Genomic DNA, 16,284 nt, shown 5'->3' with positions numbered 1-16,284 from the left:
CCCTCATGAGGAGACCGGGTGTCCTGGCGGCGGTGCTCGCCGTGGTGTGCGCCCTGGTCACCGGCTGCGGACCCGATCTGTCCGGCGCGCGCGTGCGCATCGCGGCGGGGCTCAAGGGCGGTGTCTACGACAAGCTCGCCCAGCCGCTGGCGGACGCCTGGGCCGCGCAACTGGACGCCGAACGCCCCGAGGTCCTGGAGACCCAGGGGTCGCCGGACAACATCGCCCGGGTGCGCACGGGCAAGGCCGATGTCGCGTTCGTGGCCGCCGACGTCGCCACCGAGAACACCGCGGGGCTGGCCGCGCTGGCGCGGGTGCACGACGACTACCTGCACGTGATCGTCCGCGCCGACTCCTCGATCACCTCGTTCGCGCAGCTGCGCGGGCACAAGGTCGCGATCGGCTCGCCGGACTCCGGCGTCGAGTTCCTGTCGAAGCAGCTGTTGAAGGCGTCCGGCCTGACCGGCGCCGTCGACCGGCGCAACCTCGGCCTCCCCGACGCGCTGCCCGCGCTGAAGAACCGGCAGGTCGACGCCGTGATCTGGTCCGGCGGGCTGCCGACGCCGTCGATCACGGAGATGTCCCACCAGGTCGGGCTGCGGCTGCTCGACATCACCGATCTCGCGGACGACCTGCGGGCCACCAGCCCGGTGTACCGGACGGCGACGATCCCGGTGACGGCCTACAACCTCTCGGCGCCGGTGACCACGCTCGTGCTGCCGAACTTCCTGGTCGTGCCCGCCGCGATGCCGGACGACGTCGCGGAAGCGCTGGTACGCGGGGTGTTCGACGCGCGGGGCGAGCTGGTCAAGGCGGCCGGGGCGGCGCTGTCGATCGACGTCCACCCGGCCATCGAGACCTCGCCGCTACCGCTGCATCCCGGCGCGCTGCGCTATTTCCGGTCGATCAAGGACTAGCACCGACCGGCAGGGTCACGGTCACTTCGAGGCCGCCGCCCTCGGGCAGCCCGAGCCGTACCGACCCGTCGGAGCGGGTCACGATCTCGGTGACGATCGCCAGCCCCAGCCCGGAACCGGGCACGTTCTGGTGCGCGGTGCTGCGCCAGAACCGGTCCGCCGCCCGCTCCAGTTCCTCGTCGCGCAGGCCCGGCCCGTGGTCGCGGACGGCGATGTCCACCTTCCCGTCGTCGGCGGCGACCGCGACGCTCACCTCTGTCCCCGGCTCGGAGAACTTCAGCGCGTTGTCCAGCAGCGCGTCGAGGACGACTTCGAGACCCCGTGCCGGGGTCAGGACCCGCAGCCCGCCGCCGAGCCCGGACGACACCAGCGAGATGTCGCGCGCCTCGCCGACCACGGTCCAGTCGGCGACCCGGGCGCCCACCACCTCGTCGAGGCCGACCGGCACCAGTTCGCCGCCCGAGGCTTCGGCCCGGGCCAGTGACAGCAGTTCGTCGAGGATCTGGTTGAGCCGCCGCGCGTCCACGACGGCGGCTTCGAGGTCGGCCGTGGCCAGATCGTCGTCGACATGACCGTCGAGGTTGCCGAGCCGGATCTTCAACGCGGTCAACGGATTCCGCAGCTGATGGGAAGCGTCGGCGACGAAGGCACGCTGCGCGGAAAGCGCTTCGTCGACGCTCGCGGCCATCCGGTCGAAGGACCGTTCGAGCTGGCGCAGTTCCGGCGGCCCGCCCGTCTCCCCCACCCGCTGGACCTCCCGCCCGCTGACCACGGCGGCGACCAGGGCGCCGGTCGCGTCGTCGAGACGGCGCACCGGGCGCAGGATCCAGCGCACCACCGGCACCGCGACCACCAGCGCCAGCCCGAACGCGAACACCGCGCCGGCCGCGATGAGCACCCACCACCACAGCAGTTCGGTGCGGGCCTTCTCCGTCGAAGACAGGGTGATCACCGCGCCCCGGACCTCGCCGTCGATCAGGATCGGCTCCGCGAGCACCAGCGGTTCGTCCGCCCAGGGCATCAGCAGCGGGCCTGGTTCCGAACGCCGTCCCGCCAGCGCCTCCTGCAGATGCGAAGCGATGGCGCTGTCCTTCAGGTTGATCCGGGCGGCCTCGCCCGTCCCGCCGAGCGCGCTCACCACGGACTCACCGTCCTGGTTGACGATCACCACCGGCACCTCGTACACCTCGGTGTAGCGGCGGAGTTCGTCCTCGATCAGGTCCGGCCGGTTCTCCACCAGCGGGCGCTGGGCCAGCGAGGCGAACCGTGAGGTGTCGGTGAGCCGGTCGAGGAAGAGGTCGAGCTGCACACTGGCCGCCACGCTGAGCGCCAGCGGGATGCCGAGGCCGAACACGAGGGCCGCGACCAGCGTCAGCACGATCCCCTGCAGCCGGACGCGCACTCGCTCAGCCTTCTTCTGCGGGGCCGAACGCGCCGCCGAGGCGATAGCCCACGCCGCGAACGGTCTCGATCAGCGTGGGCCTGCCCAGTTTGGTCCGCAGGGTGGCGACGTGGACGTCCAGCGAGCGGCTTTCGGCCGGACCTCGGTGGCCCCAGACCTCGGTCAGCACGTGATCGCGGGCGCACACCGCGCCGCGCGCCGAGACCACCAGCGCGAGCACCTGGAACTCCTTGCGGGACAAGGAAACCGACTGGCCGTCGACCTGGACCTCGTGCCGCCCGATATCGACGGACACGTCACCCGCCAGGATGACGCCCGCCGGTTCGGGCACGGCCGGGCGTTCGCCCCGGCGGCGGCGCACGGCCTCGACGCGGGCGACGAGTTCGTCGACGTCGTAGGGCTTCACCAGATAGTCGTCGGCGCCGGACCGCAGGCCCTGGATCCGGTCGTCGACCTCGCCCCGCGCCGAAACGACGATCACCGCGACGTCGCTGACCGCGCGGATCCGGCGGCACAGGACGATCCCGTCGACGTCCGGGAGCCCCAGGTCGAGCAGGACGACGTCGACCTCGTGCACCAGGTCGAGCACACCGGCACCCGAGGCCAGCCGTTTGATCGTCAGGCCGCGCCTGGTCAAGGCGGGCGTCAAGGCACCCGCGACCCGGTCGTCGTCCTCCACCAGCAGTACCCGCACCCGTGTTTTCCCTTTCACGCCGTCCCGCCGCTGCAACGACTTGAAGAACGACTCTATGGGGTGAGTCACCTTTCGCGCTGCCCGCACCACTGCGCCATCCGGCCCAGTGAGCGGGCCACCGCATGCGGTAATGGTCACGATGCGTCACAGATCTTGTGTGACCCCGGTTACGAGACACCCCTGTCTTGTCTAGGCTGATCAGCGCCGGACGGGCGTGGACCGGGGCCGTCCGGCGGCTTGAGAACGATACGGACTTGAAACCCTAAGTATTGGTCAAGCCGCCTTTACAAGCGGTCCGACGGGAGTAGGTTTCCGCCATCGCGTGGTGCCTGACCCCGCCGAGTCCCCTGCAAACGAACGCTCCTGGAGGCCAGATGACCGCGGAGGTGGCGGCGCCGATGATCAAGGCGGCCGCCGTTAACAAGTACTTCGGCGACCTGCACGTGCTCAAGGAGATCAACTTCGAGGTGCCGCGTGGGCAGGTCGTGGTCGTGCTCGGGCCGTCCGGGTCTGGCAAGTCGACGCTCTGCCGGGCGATCAACCGCCTGGAACCCATCAACTCCGGCGAGATCGCGGTGGACGGCGTTCCGCTGCCCGCCGAAGGAAAGGCGCTGGCCGCGCTGCGCGCCGACGTCGGCATGGTGTTCCAGTCGTTCAACCTGTTCGCGCACAAGACGATCGTCGAGAACGTCATGCTCGCGCCGATGAAGGTCCGCAAGGTCAACTCGGCCGAGGCCCGCAAGACCGCGATGGACCTGCTCGAACGGGTCGGCATCGCCAACCAGGCCGACAAGTACCCGGCTCAGCTTTCCGGCGGGCAGCAGCAGCGGGTGGCGATCGCCCGCGCGCTGGCCATGCGCCCCAAGGTGATGCTGTTCGACGAGCCGACCTCGGCGCTGGACCCGGAAATGGTCCAGGAGGTCCTCGACGTGATGACCACGCTCGCCAAAGACGGGATGACGATGCTCGTCGTCACCCACGAGATGGGCTTCGCCCGTCGTGCGGCGAACCGGGTGGTGTTCATGTCCGACGGCGAGATCGTCGAGGACTCCACCCCGGACGAGTTCTTCACCAAGCCGAAGACCGACCGGGCCAAGGACTTCCTCGGAAAGATCCTGACCCACTAAGGACTTCCCCGCCGGCCGGTAATGGCTGGACAAGATTCGGAAGGAAACAGAGAACAATGCGGTTGAACCGAGTTCTGCGAATGAGCGCGGCCGTCGTGGCGGCCGGGCTCGCCCTCTCCGCCTGTGGTGGTGGCGGGTCGGACGCCGGTAGCGGCTCCAGTGGCGCCAAGAACCTGGTGGCGAAGGCCAAGAACGACAAGAAGCTGACCATCGGCATCAAGTTCGACCAGCCCGGCCTCGGCCAGAAGCAGGCCGACGGCACTTACGCCGGGTTCGACGTCGACGTGGCGAAGTACATCGCCAAGGAGCTCGGCGTCGAGGAGTCGGCGATCTCCTGGAAGGAAGCGCAGTCCGCGCAGCGCGAGGACCTGATCAAGAAGGGCGAGGTCGACTTCATCGTCGCCACCTACTCGATCACCGACAAGCGCAAGAACGAGGTCTCCTTCGCGGGCCCGTACTTCATCGCACACCAGGACCTGCTCGTCGGTGCCGACAACACCGACATCACCGGCCCCGAGTCGCTGACCGGCAACAAGAAGCTCTGCTCGGTCAAGGGTTCGACCCCGGCGCAGAACGTCAAGGACAAGTACGCCAAGGAAGTTCAGCTGCAGGAAGTCGGCAAGTACACCGACTGCGTCACCTCGCTGCTCAACAAGACCGTCGACGCGATGACCACCGATGACGTGATCCTCGCCGGCTACGCCGCGCAGCAGCCCGGCAAGCTGAAGCTGGTCGGCAAGGGCTTCACCGACGAGAAGTACGGCGTCGGTCTGAAGAAGGACGACACCGAGAGCGTCACCGCGATCAACAACGCCATCAAGAAGATGCAGCAGGACGGCGCTTGGAAGGCCGCTCTGGAGAAGAACGTCGGCCCGTCGGGCTACAAGATCCCCGAGCCCCCGGCAATCTCCTGATCCGGTTCTTCTGAACCGCTGAACCAAAGGAATCGAACGGTGCGCCGTGCAGAGCGGCGCACCGTTCCCATACCGAGGCTGGGTTGAGCACCTTGTTCGATTTCCTCGACAATCCCGATTACGACTTGCTCGGCGCCTTCTGGATGACGATCAAGCTCACCTTCTTCTCCGCCATCGGCTCCCTGATCTGGGGGACGATCCTGGTGGGGATGCGGGTGAGTCCCGTTCCGATCATGCGGGCGTTCGGCACCGCCTACGTCAACATCTTCCGGAACACCCCACTGACGGTGATCATCGTCTTCACGTCGCTGGGGTTGTCCTCCACTCTGGGGCTCAACCTGGCCTCGTCTGAGTCGACGACGTCGTTGGACGACAACTTCTTCCGGCTCGCGGTCCTCGGCTTCGTCGCCTACACCGCGACGTTCGTCTGTGAGTCGCTGCGGTCGGGTATCAACACCGTTCCCGTCGGCCAGGCCGAAGCCGCTCGCGCGCTAGGCCTCGGCTTCTTCCAGGTGCTGACACTGATCGTGCTCCCGCAGGCGTTCCGGTCGGTGATCGCGCCGCTGGCGAATGTCATGATCGCGCTATTGAAGAACACCACGGTCGCAGCGGTCATCGGTGTGGCCGAGGCGGCGCTGCTGATGTCGTCCATGGTGGAGAACGAGTCCGACTCACTGCTCCTGGTCTTCGCCGTCTTCGCCGCCGGGTTCGTCGTACTGGTCCTCCCCCTCGGCCTGCTGCTGGGCTGGGTCGCCAAGAAGGTCGAGGTCAAGCGATGAGCACACAGGCTGTCCTGTACGACGCCCCCGGCCCGAAGGCGCGGGCGCGGAACTGGCTCTACAGCGTTCTTTTCGTCCTCGTCCTGGCGCTGGTCGTCTACTACGTCTACGTGGGGTTCGACGAGAAGAACCAGTGGGCAGGCGCGCTGTGGGAACCGTTCATCAAGGGTTCGACCTGGACCGAGTTCCTGCTTCCCGGCCTGCTCAACACGCTGAAGGCAGCGGCACTGTCGATCGTGATCGCGTTGCCGATCGGGGCGCTGCTGGGCATCGGGCGGCTTTCAGAGCACAAGTGGGTACGGATCCCGGCCGGCGCGATCGTCGAGTTCTTCCGGGCGATTCCGGTGCTGTTGCTGATGGTCTTCGCCGCAGCACTGTTCGCGTTCTACACCGACATCGACGCCGAGATCCGCCCGCTTTTCGCCGCGGTGACCGGACTGGTGCTCTACAACGGTTCCGTCATGGCCGAGGTGTTCCGCGCGGGCATCCTGGCGCTACCCAAGGGCCAGGCCGAGGCGGCTTCCGCGCTAGGCCTGCGCAAGACCCAGGTCATGCTGAACGTCCTGCTGCCGCAGGCGGTCACCCTGATGCTGCCCGCGCTGGTGAGCCAGCTGGTGGTCATCCTCAAGGACACGGCGCTGGCCGGTCAGCTGACCATCGGCTTCGACGAGCTGATCCGCGCTTCCGGACCGCTCACCGGTCTCTACGGCAACACGATCCCCTCGCTGATCGTGGTCGCGATCATCTTCATCGTGTTGAACCTGCTCCTGTCCCAGTTCGCGAGCTGGCTGGAGAACAAGCTGGCGCGGCGGAAGAAGGCGCCTCGCGGCGCCAAGCCCTTGCATAACGCACCGTCGAACGTCGTCCTGCAGCGCGACGACGCGAGTGGCGGGGCGATGTAGCTCTGGTAAGTAAGTACCTGAAAGGCCCCCTTCTTCGCGCTAGGCGCAAGGAAGGGGGCCTTTTGGTCCTGTCGGGACGAACACGCCGTCGGCTAGCGTCGGCCCTATGGCAGACCAGGCCACGACGCTGCTCGACGCGCTGCCGGATCTGACGGGCAGGTCGGTCCTGGTCGTCGGGTGCGGCGATGGGCGTTTTCCGCGGCTGTTCCGCGGCAAGGGCGCGCGACGGGTGGTCGGCGTCGACGCGGACCAGGTACTGATCGCGGTCGCGCAGCGGGAAGAGGAACGGAATCCGATCGGGATCTCCTACGAGGTCCATCAGCCGTCCCGGTTGCCGGTCATGGGGACCTTCGACATCGTGATGGCATTCTTGGACGACCCCGGCCCTCTCGGCCGTATCGCGGCGAGTCTCGCCACGGGCGGGCTGCTGGTGGTCGTGGCGACGAACGGCCTGACGCTGGAAGAGGCCCTGCGAGACAGCGGTTTCCAGGACATCGTGCTGCACCGTCACGAACGCGGCGACATCCACAGCGCCCGCAAGGCTTCCTGAGTCGCGCACCCTGGTGTCGAGCCAGGCGGCACCGGCTACACCGACGACGGAAGACTGCTCTTCTCTTCCCTGTCAAGGTAAAGACAGACCATGGCGGACCAGTTTCGCGGCGTCATGCGTCCGCTCCCGAGCGATGAGGTCGTCAGAACGAGACAGATTCATACGCTTGCCACCAGATAGTCCTTTTAGGCCCCCCACGCATACCGGCTCGCGTTTCAAGGGCGCGAACCGGTCACTTGAACGGATCGGTCGTGATCGAATCCGGCCGATCAAGAAATGGTCGCCGGAAATTCACGGACACGGTGATCGAGAAATTGGGTAGCTCACCCTCTGCGAAGGTAAAAAGCCGGGCGGTACAACGTTTACCCTCCGTAGCTGATGCATACGAGGGGAAACGGGGCCGACTCCTTGACAGCACCCCCGGCGGCGGAGTTACGTCCCTGGCTTGAATTCAGGGAAAAAACGAACTCTGGAAATCGTTCATCGGGCCGCGGATAGGAATCGAGCCACGCCACAGATGAAAGAAGACGAATCACTTCGACGCCGTCCTGCCGACACCTACTGGAATCCCAGTACGTGGCGGCTGCGCACCAAGATCTCCGTAGTGCTGTTGTTGCCCGTGCTCGTCGCGCTGCTGCTGGCAGGGGTACGGGTGCAGGCCGAGCTCGCCAGGGCGGGCGGGCTCAGCGCCGTACGGGATCAAATGCCTGTTCTGCAAGAGATCGTCGAGCTCAGCGCGCTCGTCGACGATGAGATGATCCACGACGGCGGATCCGCGCAGACCAGCGCGGTGGACGCGAAAGCGGCGTCGGTGCGGCAGGACGCCGACTTCGCGCGGCTCACGCCGCAGACCGCGCGGGCGCTGGAGACCGAGCTGGGGAAGCTGGCTGAACTGCGTCAGGAGACCGGGTCGCCCGCCGTCAAAACCGGTGGCTACCACGACTTCGTCTTCGCGCTCAGCGAAGTGTTTCCCGGGGTGGTCGGACAGGCGGGCAGCCCGGATCTCGACGCCTCGGCCGACATCGCCAGGGCGCTCGTGGCGCTGCGGACGAGTCTCGCGGTGCAAGAGGCGCTGTCCAGGCAGCCACAGGACCCGCCGATCCTGGCCGCCGCCCAGTACGCCGCCGCCGAGGAAACCGTGCTGACCGCCCAGATTCGGCGGTCGTTGCCGCCGGGGGCGGAGGCCGCCCGGTTCGCCGCGGCGACCATCCCTGGTGCCGGGGGGCCGGCGGCGAAACGCGCCGCGCTCGGGAATCTCCTGACGGAGCACGTCAAAACGCTTTCCGACTCGGTCGGGTTCCAGACCAACCTGGCCCGTTCCGACGCCCTTCGCGACGCCGCGCTCGTCATCGCTTCGCTGCTCAGCGCTCTCTCCATCGCGCTCGCCGTGGCCCGGTCGCTGGTCGCGCCCATCCGGCGGCTGCACGCGGCCGCGATCGACGCCGCGCGCCGCCGGCTGCCCGACACGATCGAGCGGATCCGGGGCGGGGAAGTGATCGACTGGAAGGCGATCGAGACGCTCCCGGTCGACTCAGAGGAGGAGATCGGCCAGCTCGCCCGTGCCTTCGACGACATGCACCAGCAGGCCGTCCGGCTGGCCGTCGGCGAGCAGGCGGAGATGCGCATCCAGGTCAGCGAGATGTTCATGACGCTGTCCCGCCGCAGCCAGTCGCTGGTGGAACTGCAGCTTTCGGTCATCGAGGACCTCGAGGCCGACGAGCAGGATCCGCAGCGGCTCTCCGAGCTCTTCCAGATCGACCACATCGCCACCAGGTTGCGGCGCAACGGCGAGAACCTCCAGGTCCTCGCCGGTGGCCGCCCGGTGCGGCGGGAAATCGGGCCGGTCGCGACGGTCGAGCTGCTGCGGGCCGCGACCTCGGAGGTCAAGGACTACCAGCGGATCTCCCTGGGGAACGCACCGCGCGGGTCGGTACAGTCCGAGGCTGCCGCCGACGTCGTGCACATTCTTGCCGAACTGCTCGAGAACGCCATCCGCTCCTCGCCGCCGGAGGAACAGGTCGTGCTCACCGCCGACCGTGGGTTCGACGGCGGAGTGCTGATCGAGGTGGTCGACGTCGGGCTCGGCATGGGCCGCGAAGATATCGAGGCGGCGAACGGCCGGCTCTCCGCCGGTGCCACCGTGAGCCCGGAAACCACGCGCCGCATGGGACTGTTCGTGGTGAGCAGGCTCGCCGCGTCGCACGGGATCACCGTCCGGCTGCGGCCGACGACCACCCGGACCGCGAGTGCGGGGATCACGGCGAGCGTGCACGTTCCCGGCGCGCTCGTGCTGGTCGACCTGCCGCCGCGGCCCGGCCCCCCGGCACGGGTCGCGATCAACGGCAGCGCCCGCCACGAGCCCCAACCCCGATGGCCCTCCGAGGAACCAGCTCCCTTCGACCCGGAGCTCCCCCCGATGCCGACCCCGATCTTCGACCAGATGCTTTCGCATTGGTTCGCCGACGAACCCGTCGCTGCCGCGAAGGACCAGGCCGACCAGTGGGTCACCCCCGTCGACCAGGTCCGGCTGGCCGCGGAAGTCGCGGTCGGCGGGCAGTCCGACCTCGAGTTCACCGAGTTCGGGCTGCCGACCCGGCAACCCGGCGCGCAGCTCGCCCCCGGCGCGGCCGCTCCGCGCCAGTCGCAGCCGGAGGACACGTCGTTCCGCGATCCCGCGGCGGTGCGGAACAACCTTTCCCGGCACTACAACGGCATGCGCGCGGCCCGCCATCGCATAACGAACGAGCCAGCCGAACCGAAGGTGGAGAAGCGATGAACACCGGGCAAGAAGGAGCGGCCGTGATCGACCAGTCCCGGAACTGGCTGGTTTCGGCGTTCACTCAGGACGTTCCCGGCGTCGCGCACGCGGCGCTCGTCTCGGCGGACGGACTGCTCGTGGCGGCGAACGAAACGCTGCCGCGGGACCGGGCCGACCAGCTCTCGGCGATCGCGTCCGGGCTGTCCAGCCTCGCACTGGGCACGGCCGAGCTGTTCACCGCCGGCCGGGTCGTGCAGTCCGTCATCGAGATGGAGCAGGGCTTCCTGATGCTGATGAACGTCGGCGACGGCTCGAACCTGGTGGTGCTGGCGAACCCCGGATGCGACATCGGACTGGTGGGGTATGAGATGACATTGCTGGTCGACCGGGTCGGGAAGATGGTCGAGACCCCGGTGCGGCGTGCGGCCTCACCGGGAGCCACCAGGTGAGTGAAGCCCGGCGACGTGAGGGCGGCCGGCACGCGGCTTCGCTGGCCCGCCCCTACGCGTGGACCGCCGGCCGGACCCGGCCGGCGGTCGACCTCCCGGTGGAAGCACTCGTGGAGACGACCATCGAGGGACGCACGGCGCCCTACAGCGCCACCAACCCGCTGGCGGTGGTCACGCAGCTGTGCCTGCACCAGCGTTCGGTGGCGGAGGTCGCGGCTCACCTGAACGTGCCACTGGGGGTGGCCAGGGTCCTGATCGGCGACCTGCTCAGCGCCAGGCAGGTGTCGGTGCGGGACACGCTCACCGAAGACACTTCATGGGACGAACGTAACGACCTGCTCGAAAGGGTCCTCAGTGGACTACGCGCACTCTGAACGACGGATCACCTCGGCCAAGATCGTGGTGGCAGGCGGATTCGGCGCCGGCAAGACCACCTTCGTCGGCGCGGTCTCGGAAATACTCCCGCTGCGCACCGAAGCCGTGATGACGACCGCGAGCGTCGGGGTGGACCGGGTCGAGGCGGTGCCGGGGAAGATCGCCACCACCGTCGCGATGGACTTCGGCCGCCTCACTCTCGCCGACGACCTGGTGCTCTACGTGTTCGGCACGCCGGGCCAGCACCGGTTCTGGTTCATGTGGGACGACCTGGTCTGCGGCGCGGTCGCCGCGATCGTCCTGGTCGACACGCGCCGTCTCATGGACAGCTTCGCGCCGATCGACTTCTTCGAGTCGCGCGGCCTGCCTTTCCTGGTGGCCATCAACCAGTTCCAGGGCACCCGCCAGCACGCGCCCGAACAAGTGCGTGAGGCGCTCAAGATTCCGGCGACGGTACAGGTGATCTCCTGCGACGCACGCTCGCCGGAGTCGACGAAACAGACCCTCATCGTCGCGGCCGAGCACGCTTTGGCCGAGTTGCATGCGCCGCATCAGCGGAAAGCCTGACAGGAGCCCGGAAATGCAGATGGATCACGAAGATTTCGCGATGGGGAACTGGCTCATCGTGCTCGCGTACCTCACCTCGGTGGCGGGGTGCGCGCTCGGACTCGCCTGCACGCTGCAGGCCCGGTCCACCGCCAACCCACGGAGCCGGCTGGGTTGGCTCGCGCTGGCCGCGGTGTCCATCGGCGGGGTCGGCATCTGGGTCATGCACTTCATCGCGATGCTGGGCTTTTCGACGCCAGGTCTGCCGATGCGCTACGACATCCTTCGCACGACATTGTCCGCGATCCTTTCGGTGTCCGCGGTTTTCCTCGGCCTGCTGGTGTTCGGGGTCCGCAACCGGTTCGCGTGGCAGCGGCTGCTGCTCGGCGGGCTGCTCACCGGGCTCGCGGTGAACGTCATGCACTACACCGGGATGTGGGCGCTGCAGATCAAGGGGACCATCGGCTACGACGTCCCGCTGGTGGCGCTCTCGGTGATCATCGCGGTCGTCGCCGCGACCGCCGCGCTGTGGTTCACGGTCGGGCTGGACAAGCTCTTGCCCCGGCTGGCCGCGGGACTGGTGATGGGCGCGGCGGTCACCGGCATGCACTACACCGGGATGGCGGCGGTGCGCCTGCACCTGGATCCGGCGGCGGCGGATCCGCCGGGGGTGGAGGTCTTCTCCTTCCTGTTCCCGGTTTTCGTGCTGGCCACGCTGGCGCTGGCGGTGCCGATCTGCGCGGTCCTGATGGCTTCGGCGAGTACCGAGTCGCCGCGCCCGGTCACCCAGTCATAGGAGCCTGCACAGCGAAGGGGAGCCGCTGCCTAGCGCAGCGGCTCCCTCTTCGCTGCGCTAGGCAGCACCACTCCGGCGCTACTGGTCCCGCTTGAACAGCTTGTTCCCCAGCCACACGATGGGGTCGTATTTCCGGTCCGCGACGCGTTCCTTCATCGGGATGAGCGCGTTGTCGGTGATGTGGATGCCCTCCGGGCACACGTCGCTGCAGCACTTGGTGATGTTGCAGTAGCCGAGCCCGTGCTCCTCCTGCGCTTCGTCACGCCGGTCGGCGACGTCGAGGGGGTGCATCTCGAGTTCGGCGATCCGCATCAAGTACCGAGGTCCGGCGAAGGACTCCTTGTTCTCCTCGTGGTCTCGCACCACGTGACAGGTGTTCTGGCACAGGAAGCATTCGATGCACTTGCGGAACTCCTGCGAGCGCTCGACGTCGACCTGCTGCATCCGGTACTCCCCCGGCTTCAGCTCCGGGGGCGGGGTGAACGACGGGATCTCGCGCGCCTTGGTGTAGTTGAACGACACGTCGGTCACGAGGTCGCGGATCACCGGGAACGTCCGCATCGGCGTCACGGTGATGACCTCGGCCTCGGTGAAGGTCGACATCCGCGTCATGCACAGCAGCCGCGGCTTGCCGTTGATCTCCGCCGAGCACGAACCGCACTTGCCCGCCTTGCAGTTCCACCGCACCGCGAGATCCGAAGCCTGGGTTGCCTGCAGCCGGTGGATGATGTCGAGCACGACCTCACCCTCGTTGACCTCGACGGTGTAGTCCTTCAGCTCACCCGAATCCGCGTCGCCGCGCCAGACCCGGAAACTCGCCTTGTAGCTCATGCCTGACTCCCGGGGTGCGACGTCAGCTCTTCGTCGGTGTAGTACTTCCCCAGCTCGGACAGTTCGAACAGCTCCAGCAGGTCCTGCCGCAACTGGGTCTGCGCCTTGACCTCGACGCCGACGTCCGGCACCACCGGGTTGCCGCCCGGCTTGGCCGAGCAGACCAGGAGCTTGTTCCGCCACTGGGCGTCCATGCCCGGGTGGTCGTCCCGCGTGTGCCCGCCCCGGCTTTCGGTCCGCATCAACGCGGCCTGCGCCACGCATTCGCTGACCATCAGCATGTTCCTGAGGTCGACGGCGAGGTGCCAGCCCGGGTTGAACTGCCGGTGTCCTTCGACGGTGACCCGCAGGATCCGCTCCCGGAGTTCACCGAGCTTTTCCAGCGCCCGCTCGATTTCCTCCGATTTGCGGATGATGCCGACCAGGTCGTTCATCGACTGCTGCAGTTCGGTGTGCAGGCTGTACGGGTTCTCCTCGACGCCGTTCTCCGGCGGGTCGAACGGCGCGAGCGCCATCTTCGCGGCGGCGTCCACATCGGACTGACTGACCGACGGGCGGTCCTTCAGGTCCGCGACGTAGGACGCGGCACCGAGTCCCGCGCGGCGGCCGAAGACCAGGAGGTCCGAAAGCGAGTTCCCGCCGAGCCGGTTCGAGCCGTGCATCCCGCCCGAACACTCGCCGGCGGCGAACAGCCCCGGCACGCTCGACGACGCGGTGTCCGGATCGACCTCGATCCCGCCCATCACGTAGTGACAGGTGGGGCCGACCTCCATCGGCTCCTTGGTGATGTCGACGTCGGCGAGTTCCTTGAACTGGTGGTACATCGACGGCAGCCGCTTGCGGATCTCCTCCGCGGGCAGCCTGCTGGCGATGTCGAGGAAGACGCCGCCGTGCGGCGATCCCCGGCCAGCCTTGACCTCGGAGTTGATCGCGCGCGCGACCTCGTCCCGCGGCAGCAGGTCCGGGGTACGGCGGTTCTTCTCCTGGTCGGTGTACCAGCGGTCGGCCTCGTCCTCGCTGTCCGCGTACTGCCCCTTGAACACCTCGGGGACGTACTCGAACATGAACCGCTTGTCCTCGGTGTTCTTGAGGACACCGCCGTCACCGCGGACGCCTTCGGTGACCAGGATCCCCTTCACACTCGGCGGCCAGACCATGCCGGTGGGGTGGAACTGGACGAACTCCATGTTGATGAGGTTCGCCCCGGCACGCATGGCCAGCGCGTGGCCGTCGCCGGTGTACTCCCACGAGTTCGAGGTGACCTTGAAGGACTTCCCGATCCCGCCGGTGGCCAGTACCACCGCCGGCGTCTCGAACAGGATGAACCGGCCGCTCTCCCGCCAGTACCCGAAGGCGCCGGAGATCCGGCTCTGTCCCTCCGGGGCACCCGGACCCGGGCTGTCGGTGAGCAGTTCGGTGATCGTGCACTCGGAGAAGACCTTGATCCTCGCCTCGTAGTCGCCGGTCTCCTTGAAGTCCTCTTGTTGCAGCGAAACGATCTTCTGCTGCATCGTGCGGATCAGTTCGAGCCCGGTGCGGTCACCGACGTGCGCCAGCCGCGGGTAGGTGTGCCCGCCGAAGTTCCGCTGGCTGATCCGGCCGTCGGCGGTGCGGTCGAACAGCGCGCCGTAGGTCTCCAGTTCCCAGACCCGGTCCGGTGCCTCCCTGGCGTGGAGTTCGGCCATCCGCCAGTTGTTGAGGAACTTCCCGCCGCGCATGGTGTCGCGGAAGTGCACCTGCCAGTTGTCGTTGGAGTTCGCGTTGCCCATCGACGCCGCGCAGCCGCCTTCGGCCATCACCGTGTGCGCCTTGCCGAACAGGGATTTGCACACCACCGCGACGCTGAAGCCACGTTCGCGGGCTTCGATGACCGCGCGGAGACCGGCGCCGCCGGCACCGATCACCACCACGTCGTAGTTGAGCCGTTCGACCTCGGTCATAAAAAGAGCCACCTCAAAGCTTGAAGCCGTTATCGGGGACGGGAGATTCCCTCGTCGCTAGTTGATGAACCGCAGGTCCGAGATCGCACCGCTGGCCACGAGCATCACGTAGAGGTCGGTCAGCACGAGCGTGCCGAGCGTCGTCCACGCGAGCGCCATGTGCCGGGTGTTCAGCTTCGTCACCTGGGTCCAGATCCAGTAGCGGACCGGATGTTTGGAGAAGTGCTTCAACCTGCCGCCGGTCACGTGCCGGCACGAATGGCACGACACGGTGTAGGCCCACAACAGGACCACGTTGCCGAGCAGCACGATGTTGCCGAGCCCGAAGCCGAAACCGCCGCCCTTGCCGTGGAACGCGGTGATCGCGTCGTAGGTGTTGATCAGCGAGACGACCACGGCCACGTAGAAGAAGTAGCGGTGGGCGTTCTGGATGATCAGCGGCAGCCGGGTCTCACCGGTGTACTTCGCGTGCGGTTCGGCGACCGCGCAGGCGGGCGGCGAGAACCAGACGGCCCGGTAGTAGGCCTTGCGGTAGTAGTAGCAGGTCAGCCGGAAGCCCAGCAGGAACGGCAGGACGAGGAAGCCGAGCGGGATGAACGCCGGCAGTTCCCCGAACCAGGCACCGAAATGCCGGGAGCCTTCGACACAGGATTCCGAGACGCAGGGCGAATAGAACGGCGTCAGGTAGTGGTACTCCGGCACCCAGTACGCGGTGCGCACGAAGGCCCTGATCGTCGCGTAGATGATGAAGGTGGAGAGGCCGAGGACGGTGAGCAGCGGGGAGAGCCACCATCGGTCGGTGCGCAGCGTTCGTTCGGTGATCCGGGCCCGCGCCGGTGCGCGGACCCCCGTACCCCGTCCGGCCTCATTGCCGGCGGGGGCGCTCACCGCTGGTCGCGCTTGTAGCCGCCGACGCCCTCGTCATCAGCGCCGTGCCAGAGCGCCGGGTCATAGGGGGTGTCCGGGACGGGGACGCGCTCGGCCGCCTTCGCCTGCGCGGGCACCGCGTTCGGGGTCGTGTCGAGATCGGTCGCGTCGATGTCGAGGCGTTCCACGTCGTTCGCGAGCCGTCGTACCGCCGAGGCGTCGCCGTACCGGGAACGCAGTGCGCCGACGCACTGCCTCAACTGACCGATGGCTCGCCGAAGCTCGGCGATCTCTGTGGTGGACATCGGTACCTCCCGATGGTCGGTTCGGTGGGCCGCTTGAGCCTTCGAAGGCAAGCGATTCCTCGCCGTCTCGACTCTGCCGCGCGTTGTGCAATGTGACAAGTAGCACAGGACAACCTAGGGGCGTGACGGAGG

Annotated in this window: 17 protein-coding genes; 11 read left to right on the top strand and 6 right to left on the bottom strand. The window is 67.7% G+C overall.

The window, feature by feature from the left end; genetic code table 11:
* Positions 1 to 5 precede the first annotated feature (5 nt).
* The gene (locus ACLJRL_RS03410; RefSeq protein WP_410654496.1) at positions 6 to 917 is read left to right on the top strand and encodes a TAXI family TRAP transporter solute-binding subunit; all 912 of its coding nucleotides are present in this window, start codon (positions 6 to 8) and stop codon (positions 915 to 917) included.
* Here ACLJRL_RS03410 and ACLJRL_RS03405 read toward each other — a convergent pair.
* Both ACLJRL_RS03405 and ACLJRL_RS03400 read right to left on the bottom strand, forming a co-directional pair.
* Positions 907 to 2,319 carry a sensor histidine kinase gene (locus ACLJRL_RS03405; protein ID WP_410654495.1) on the bottom strand — a complete coding sequence of 471 codons (1,413 nt, stop codon included), beginning with the start codon at positions 2,317 to 2,319 and terminating at the stop codon, positions 907 to 909. The genes ACLJRL_RS03410 and ACLJRL_RS03405 overlap by 11 nt on opposite strands.
* A 4-nt stretch (positions 2,320 to 2,323) precedes the next feature.
* On the bottom strand, positions 2,324 to 3,013 hold the full coding sequence (locus ACLJRL_RS03400; RefSeq protein WP_410654494.1) for a response regulator transcription factor: 690 nt from the start codon (positions 3,011 to 3,013) through the stop codon (positions 2,324 to 2,326).
* A 398-nt stretch (positions 3,014 to 3,411) separates the two neighbouring features.
* Between ACLJRL_RS03400 and ACLJRL_RS03395 the strand changes: the two genes are divergently transcribed.
* The 10 genes from ACLJRL_RS03395 (at position 3,412) to ACLJRL_RS03350 (ending at position 12,209) form a co-directional block, all read left to right on the top strand.
* Complete coding sequence (locus ACLJRL_RS03395; RefSeq protein WP_410655145.1) at positions 3,412 to 4,140, top strand: amino acid ABC transporter ATP-binding protein; 729 nt, start codon at positions 3,412 to 3,414, stop codon at positions 4,138 to 4,140.
* An 80-nt stretch (positions 4,141 to 4,220) separates the two neighbouring features.
* Positions 4,221 to 5,054 carry a glutamate ABC transporter substrate-binding protein gene (locus ACLJRL_RS03390; protein WP_410654493.1) on the top strand — a complete coding sequence of 278 codons (834 nt, stop codon included), beginning with the start codon at positions 4,221 to 4,223 and terminating at the stop codon, positions 5,052 to 5,054.
* 83 nt (positions 5,055 to 5,137) lie between these two features.
* Positions 5,138 to 5,833, top strand: coding sequence for an amino acid ABC transporter permease (locus ACLJRL_RS03385; RefSeq protein WP_410654492.1), 696 nt, complete (start codon positions 5,138 to 5,140; stop codon positions 5,831 to 5,833).
* The gene (locus ACLJRL_RS03380; protein WP_410654491.1) at positions 5,830 to 6,735 is read left to right on the top strand and encodes an amino acid ABC transporter permease; all 906 of its coding nucleotides are present in this window, start codon (positions 5,830 to 5,832) and stop codon (positions 6,733 to 6,735) included. Before ACLJRL_RS03385 ends, ACLJRL_RS03380 begins: the two co-directional genes overlap by 4 nt.
* A gap of 106 nt (positions 6,736 to 6,841) precedes the next feature.
* Positions 6,842 to 7,285, top strand: coding sequence for a class I SAM-dependent methyltransferase (locus ACLJRL_RS03375; protein WP_410654490.1), 444 nt, complete (start codon positions 6,842 to 6,844; stop codon positions 7,283 to 7,285).
* Between the two features lie 517 nt (positions 7,286 to 7,802).
* Positions 7,803 to 10,061 carry an ATP-binding protein gene (locus ACLJRL_RS03370; RefSeq protein WP_410654489.1) on the top strand — a complete coding sequence of 753 codons (2,259 nt, stop codon included), beginning with the start codon at positions 7,803 to 7,805 and terminating at the stop codon, positions 10,059 to 10,061.
* Positions 10,058 to 10,492, top strand: coding sequence for a roadblock/LC7 domain-containing protein (locus ACLJRL_RS03365; RefSeq protein WP_410654488.1), 435 nt, complete (start codon positions 10,058 to 10,060; stop codon positions 10,490 to 10,492). The genes ACLJRL_RS03370 and ACLJRL_RS03365 overlap by 4 nt, the downstream gene beginning before the upstream one ends.
* Complete coding sequence (locus tag ACLJRL_RS03360) at positions 10,489 to 10,866, top strand: DUF742 domain-containing protein (protein ID WP_410654487.1); 378 nt, start codon at positions 10,489 to 10,491, stop codon at positions 10,864 to 10,866. Before ACLJRL_RS03365 ends, ACLJRL_RS03360 begins: the two co-directional genes overlap by 4 nt.
* Complete coding sequence (locus ACLJRL_RS03355; protein ID WP_410654486.1) at positions 10,847 to 11,434, top strand: GTP-binding protein; 588 nt, start codon at positions 10,847 to 10,849, stop codon at positions 11,432 to 11,434. Before ACLJRL_RS03360 ends, ACLJRL_RS03355 begins: the two co-directional genes overlap by 20 nt.
* 19 nt (positions 11,435 to 11,453) lie before the next feature.
* On the top strand, positions 11,454 to 12,209 hold the full coding sequence (locus ACLJRL_RS03350) for an MHYT domain-containing protein (protein ID WP_410655144.1): 756 nt from the start codon (positions 11,454 to 11,456) through the stop codon (positions 12,207 to 12,209).
* Between the two features lie 78 nt (positions 12,210 to 12,287).
* Here the strand turns inward: ACLJRL_RS03350 and ACLJRL_RS03345 are convergent, their stop codons facing one another.
* Genes ACLJRL_RS03345 through ACLJRL_RS03330 form a run of 4 tightly spaced genes read right to left on the bottom strand, consistent with a single transcriptional unit; the run spans position 12,288 to position 16,152 of the window.
* Positions 12,288 to 13,040: a succinate dehydrogenase/fumarate reductase iron-sulfur subunit gene (locus ACLJRL_RS03345; protein ID WP_410654485.1), complete on the bottom strand. Its 753-nt coding sequence runs from the start codon at positions 13,038 to 13,040 to the stop codon at positions 12,288 to 12,290.
* A complete protein-coding gene (locus ACLJRL_RS03340; RefSeq protein ID WP_410654484.1) occupies positions 13,037 to 14,980 on the bottom strand; it encodes a fumarate reductase/succinate dehydrogenase flavoprotein subunit in 1,944 nt (647 codons plus the stop codon). The genes ACLJRL_RS03345 and ACLJRL_RS03340 overlap by 4 nt, the downstream gene beginning before the upstream one ends.
* Before the next feature lie 57 nt (positions 14,981 to 15,037).
* On the bottom strand, positions 15,038 to 15,868 hold the full coding sequence (locus ACLJRL_RS03335) for a hypothetical protein (RefSeq protein ID WP_410654483.1): 831 nt from the start codon (positions 15,866 to 15,868) through the stop codon (positions 15,038 to 15,040).
* Positions 15,865 to 16,152 (bottom strand): hypothetical protein, encoded by a 288-nt coding sequence (locus ACLJRL_RS03330; protein WP_410654482.1) that lies wholly within the window; start codon positions 16,150 to 16,152, stop codon positions 15,865 to 15,867. The genes ACLJRL_RS03335 and ACLJRL_RS03330 overlap by 4 nt, the downstream gene beginning before the upstream one ends.
* Between the last annotated feature and the right edge of the window lie 132 nt (positions 16,153 to 16,284).

This window comes from Amycolatopsis sp. lyj-112, from assembly GCF_046549055.1.
Lineage (GTDB): Bacteria > Actinomycetota > Actinomycetes > Mycobacteriales > Pseudonocardiaceae > Amycolatopsis.
The sequence above is the reverse complement of the archived record's forward strand: the minus strand, read 5'-3'. Positions and strand labels throughout refer to the sequence as shown.

What these genes read in the sequence shown, in the direction of transcription:
- ACLJRL_RS03410 (WP_410654496.1), top strand. Translation starts at nt 6, where the DNA reads ATGAGGAGACCGGGTGTCCTGGCGGCGGTGCTCGCCGTGGTGTGCGCC.
- ACLJRL_RS03395 (WP_410655145.1), top strand. Translation starts at nt 3,412, where the DNA reads ATGATCAAGGCGGCCGCCGTTAACAAGTACTTCGGCGACCTGCACGTG.
- ACLJRL_RS03390 (WP_410654493.1), top strand. Translation starts at nt 4,221, where the DNA reads ATGAGCGCGGCCGTCGTGGCGGCCGGGCTCGCCCTCTCCGCCTGTGGT.
- ACLJRL_RS03380 (WP_410654491.1), top strand. Translation starts at nt 5,830, where the DNA reads ATGAGCACACAGGCTGTCCTGTACGACGCCCCCGGCCCGAAGGCGCGG.
- ACLJRL_RS03375 (WP_410654490.1), top strand. Translation starts at nt 6,842, where the DNA reads ATGGCAGACCAGGCCACGACGCTGCTCGACGCGCTGCCGGATCTGACG.
- ACLJRL_RS03370 (WP_410654489.1), top strand. Translation starts at nt 7,803, where the DNA reads ATGAAAGAAGACGAATCACTTCGACGCCGTCCTGCCGACACCTACTGG.
- ACLJRL_RS03365 (WP_410654488.1), top strand. Translation starts at nt 10,058, where the DNA reads ATGAACACCGGGCAAGAAGGAGCGGCCGTGATCGACCAGTCCCGGAAC.
- ACLJRL_RS03350 (WP_410655144.1), top strand. Translation starts at nt 11,454, where the DNA reads ATGGATCACGAAGATTTCGCGATGGGGAACTGGCTCATCGTGCTCGCG.
- ACLJRL_RS03345 (WP_410654485.1), bottom strand. Translation starts at nt 13,040, where the DNA reads ATGAGCTACAAGGCGAGTTTCCGGGTCTGGCGCGGCGACGCGGATTCG.
- ACLJRL_RS03340 (WP_410654484.1), bottom strand. Translation starts at nt 14,980, where the DNA reads ATGACCGAGGTCGAACGGCTCAACTACGACGTGGTGGTGATCGGTGCC.
- ACLJRL_RS03330 (WP_410654482.1), bottom strand. Translation starts at nt 16,152, where the DNA reads ATGTCCACCACAGAGATCGCCGAGCTTCGGCGAGCCATCGGTCAGTTG.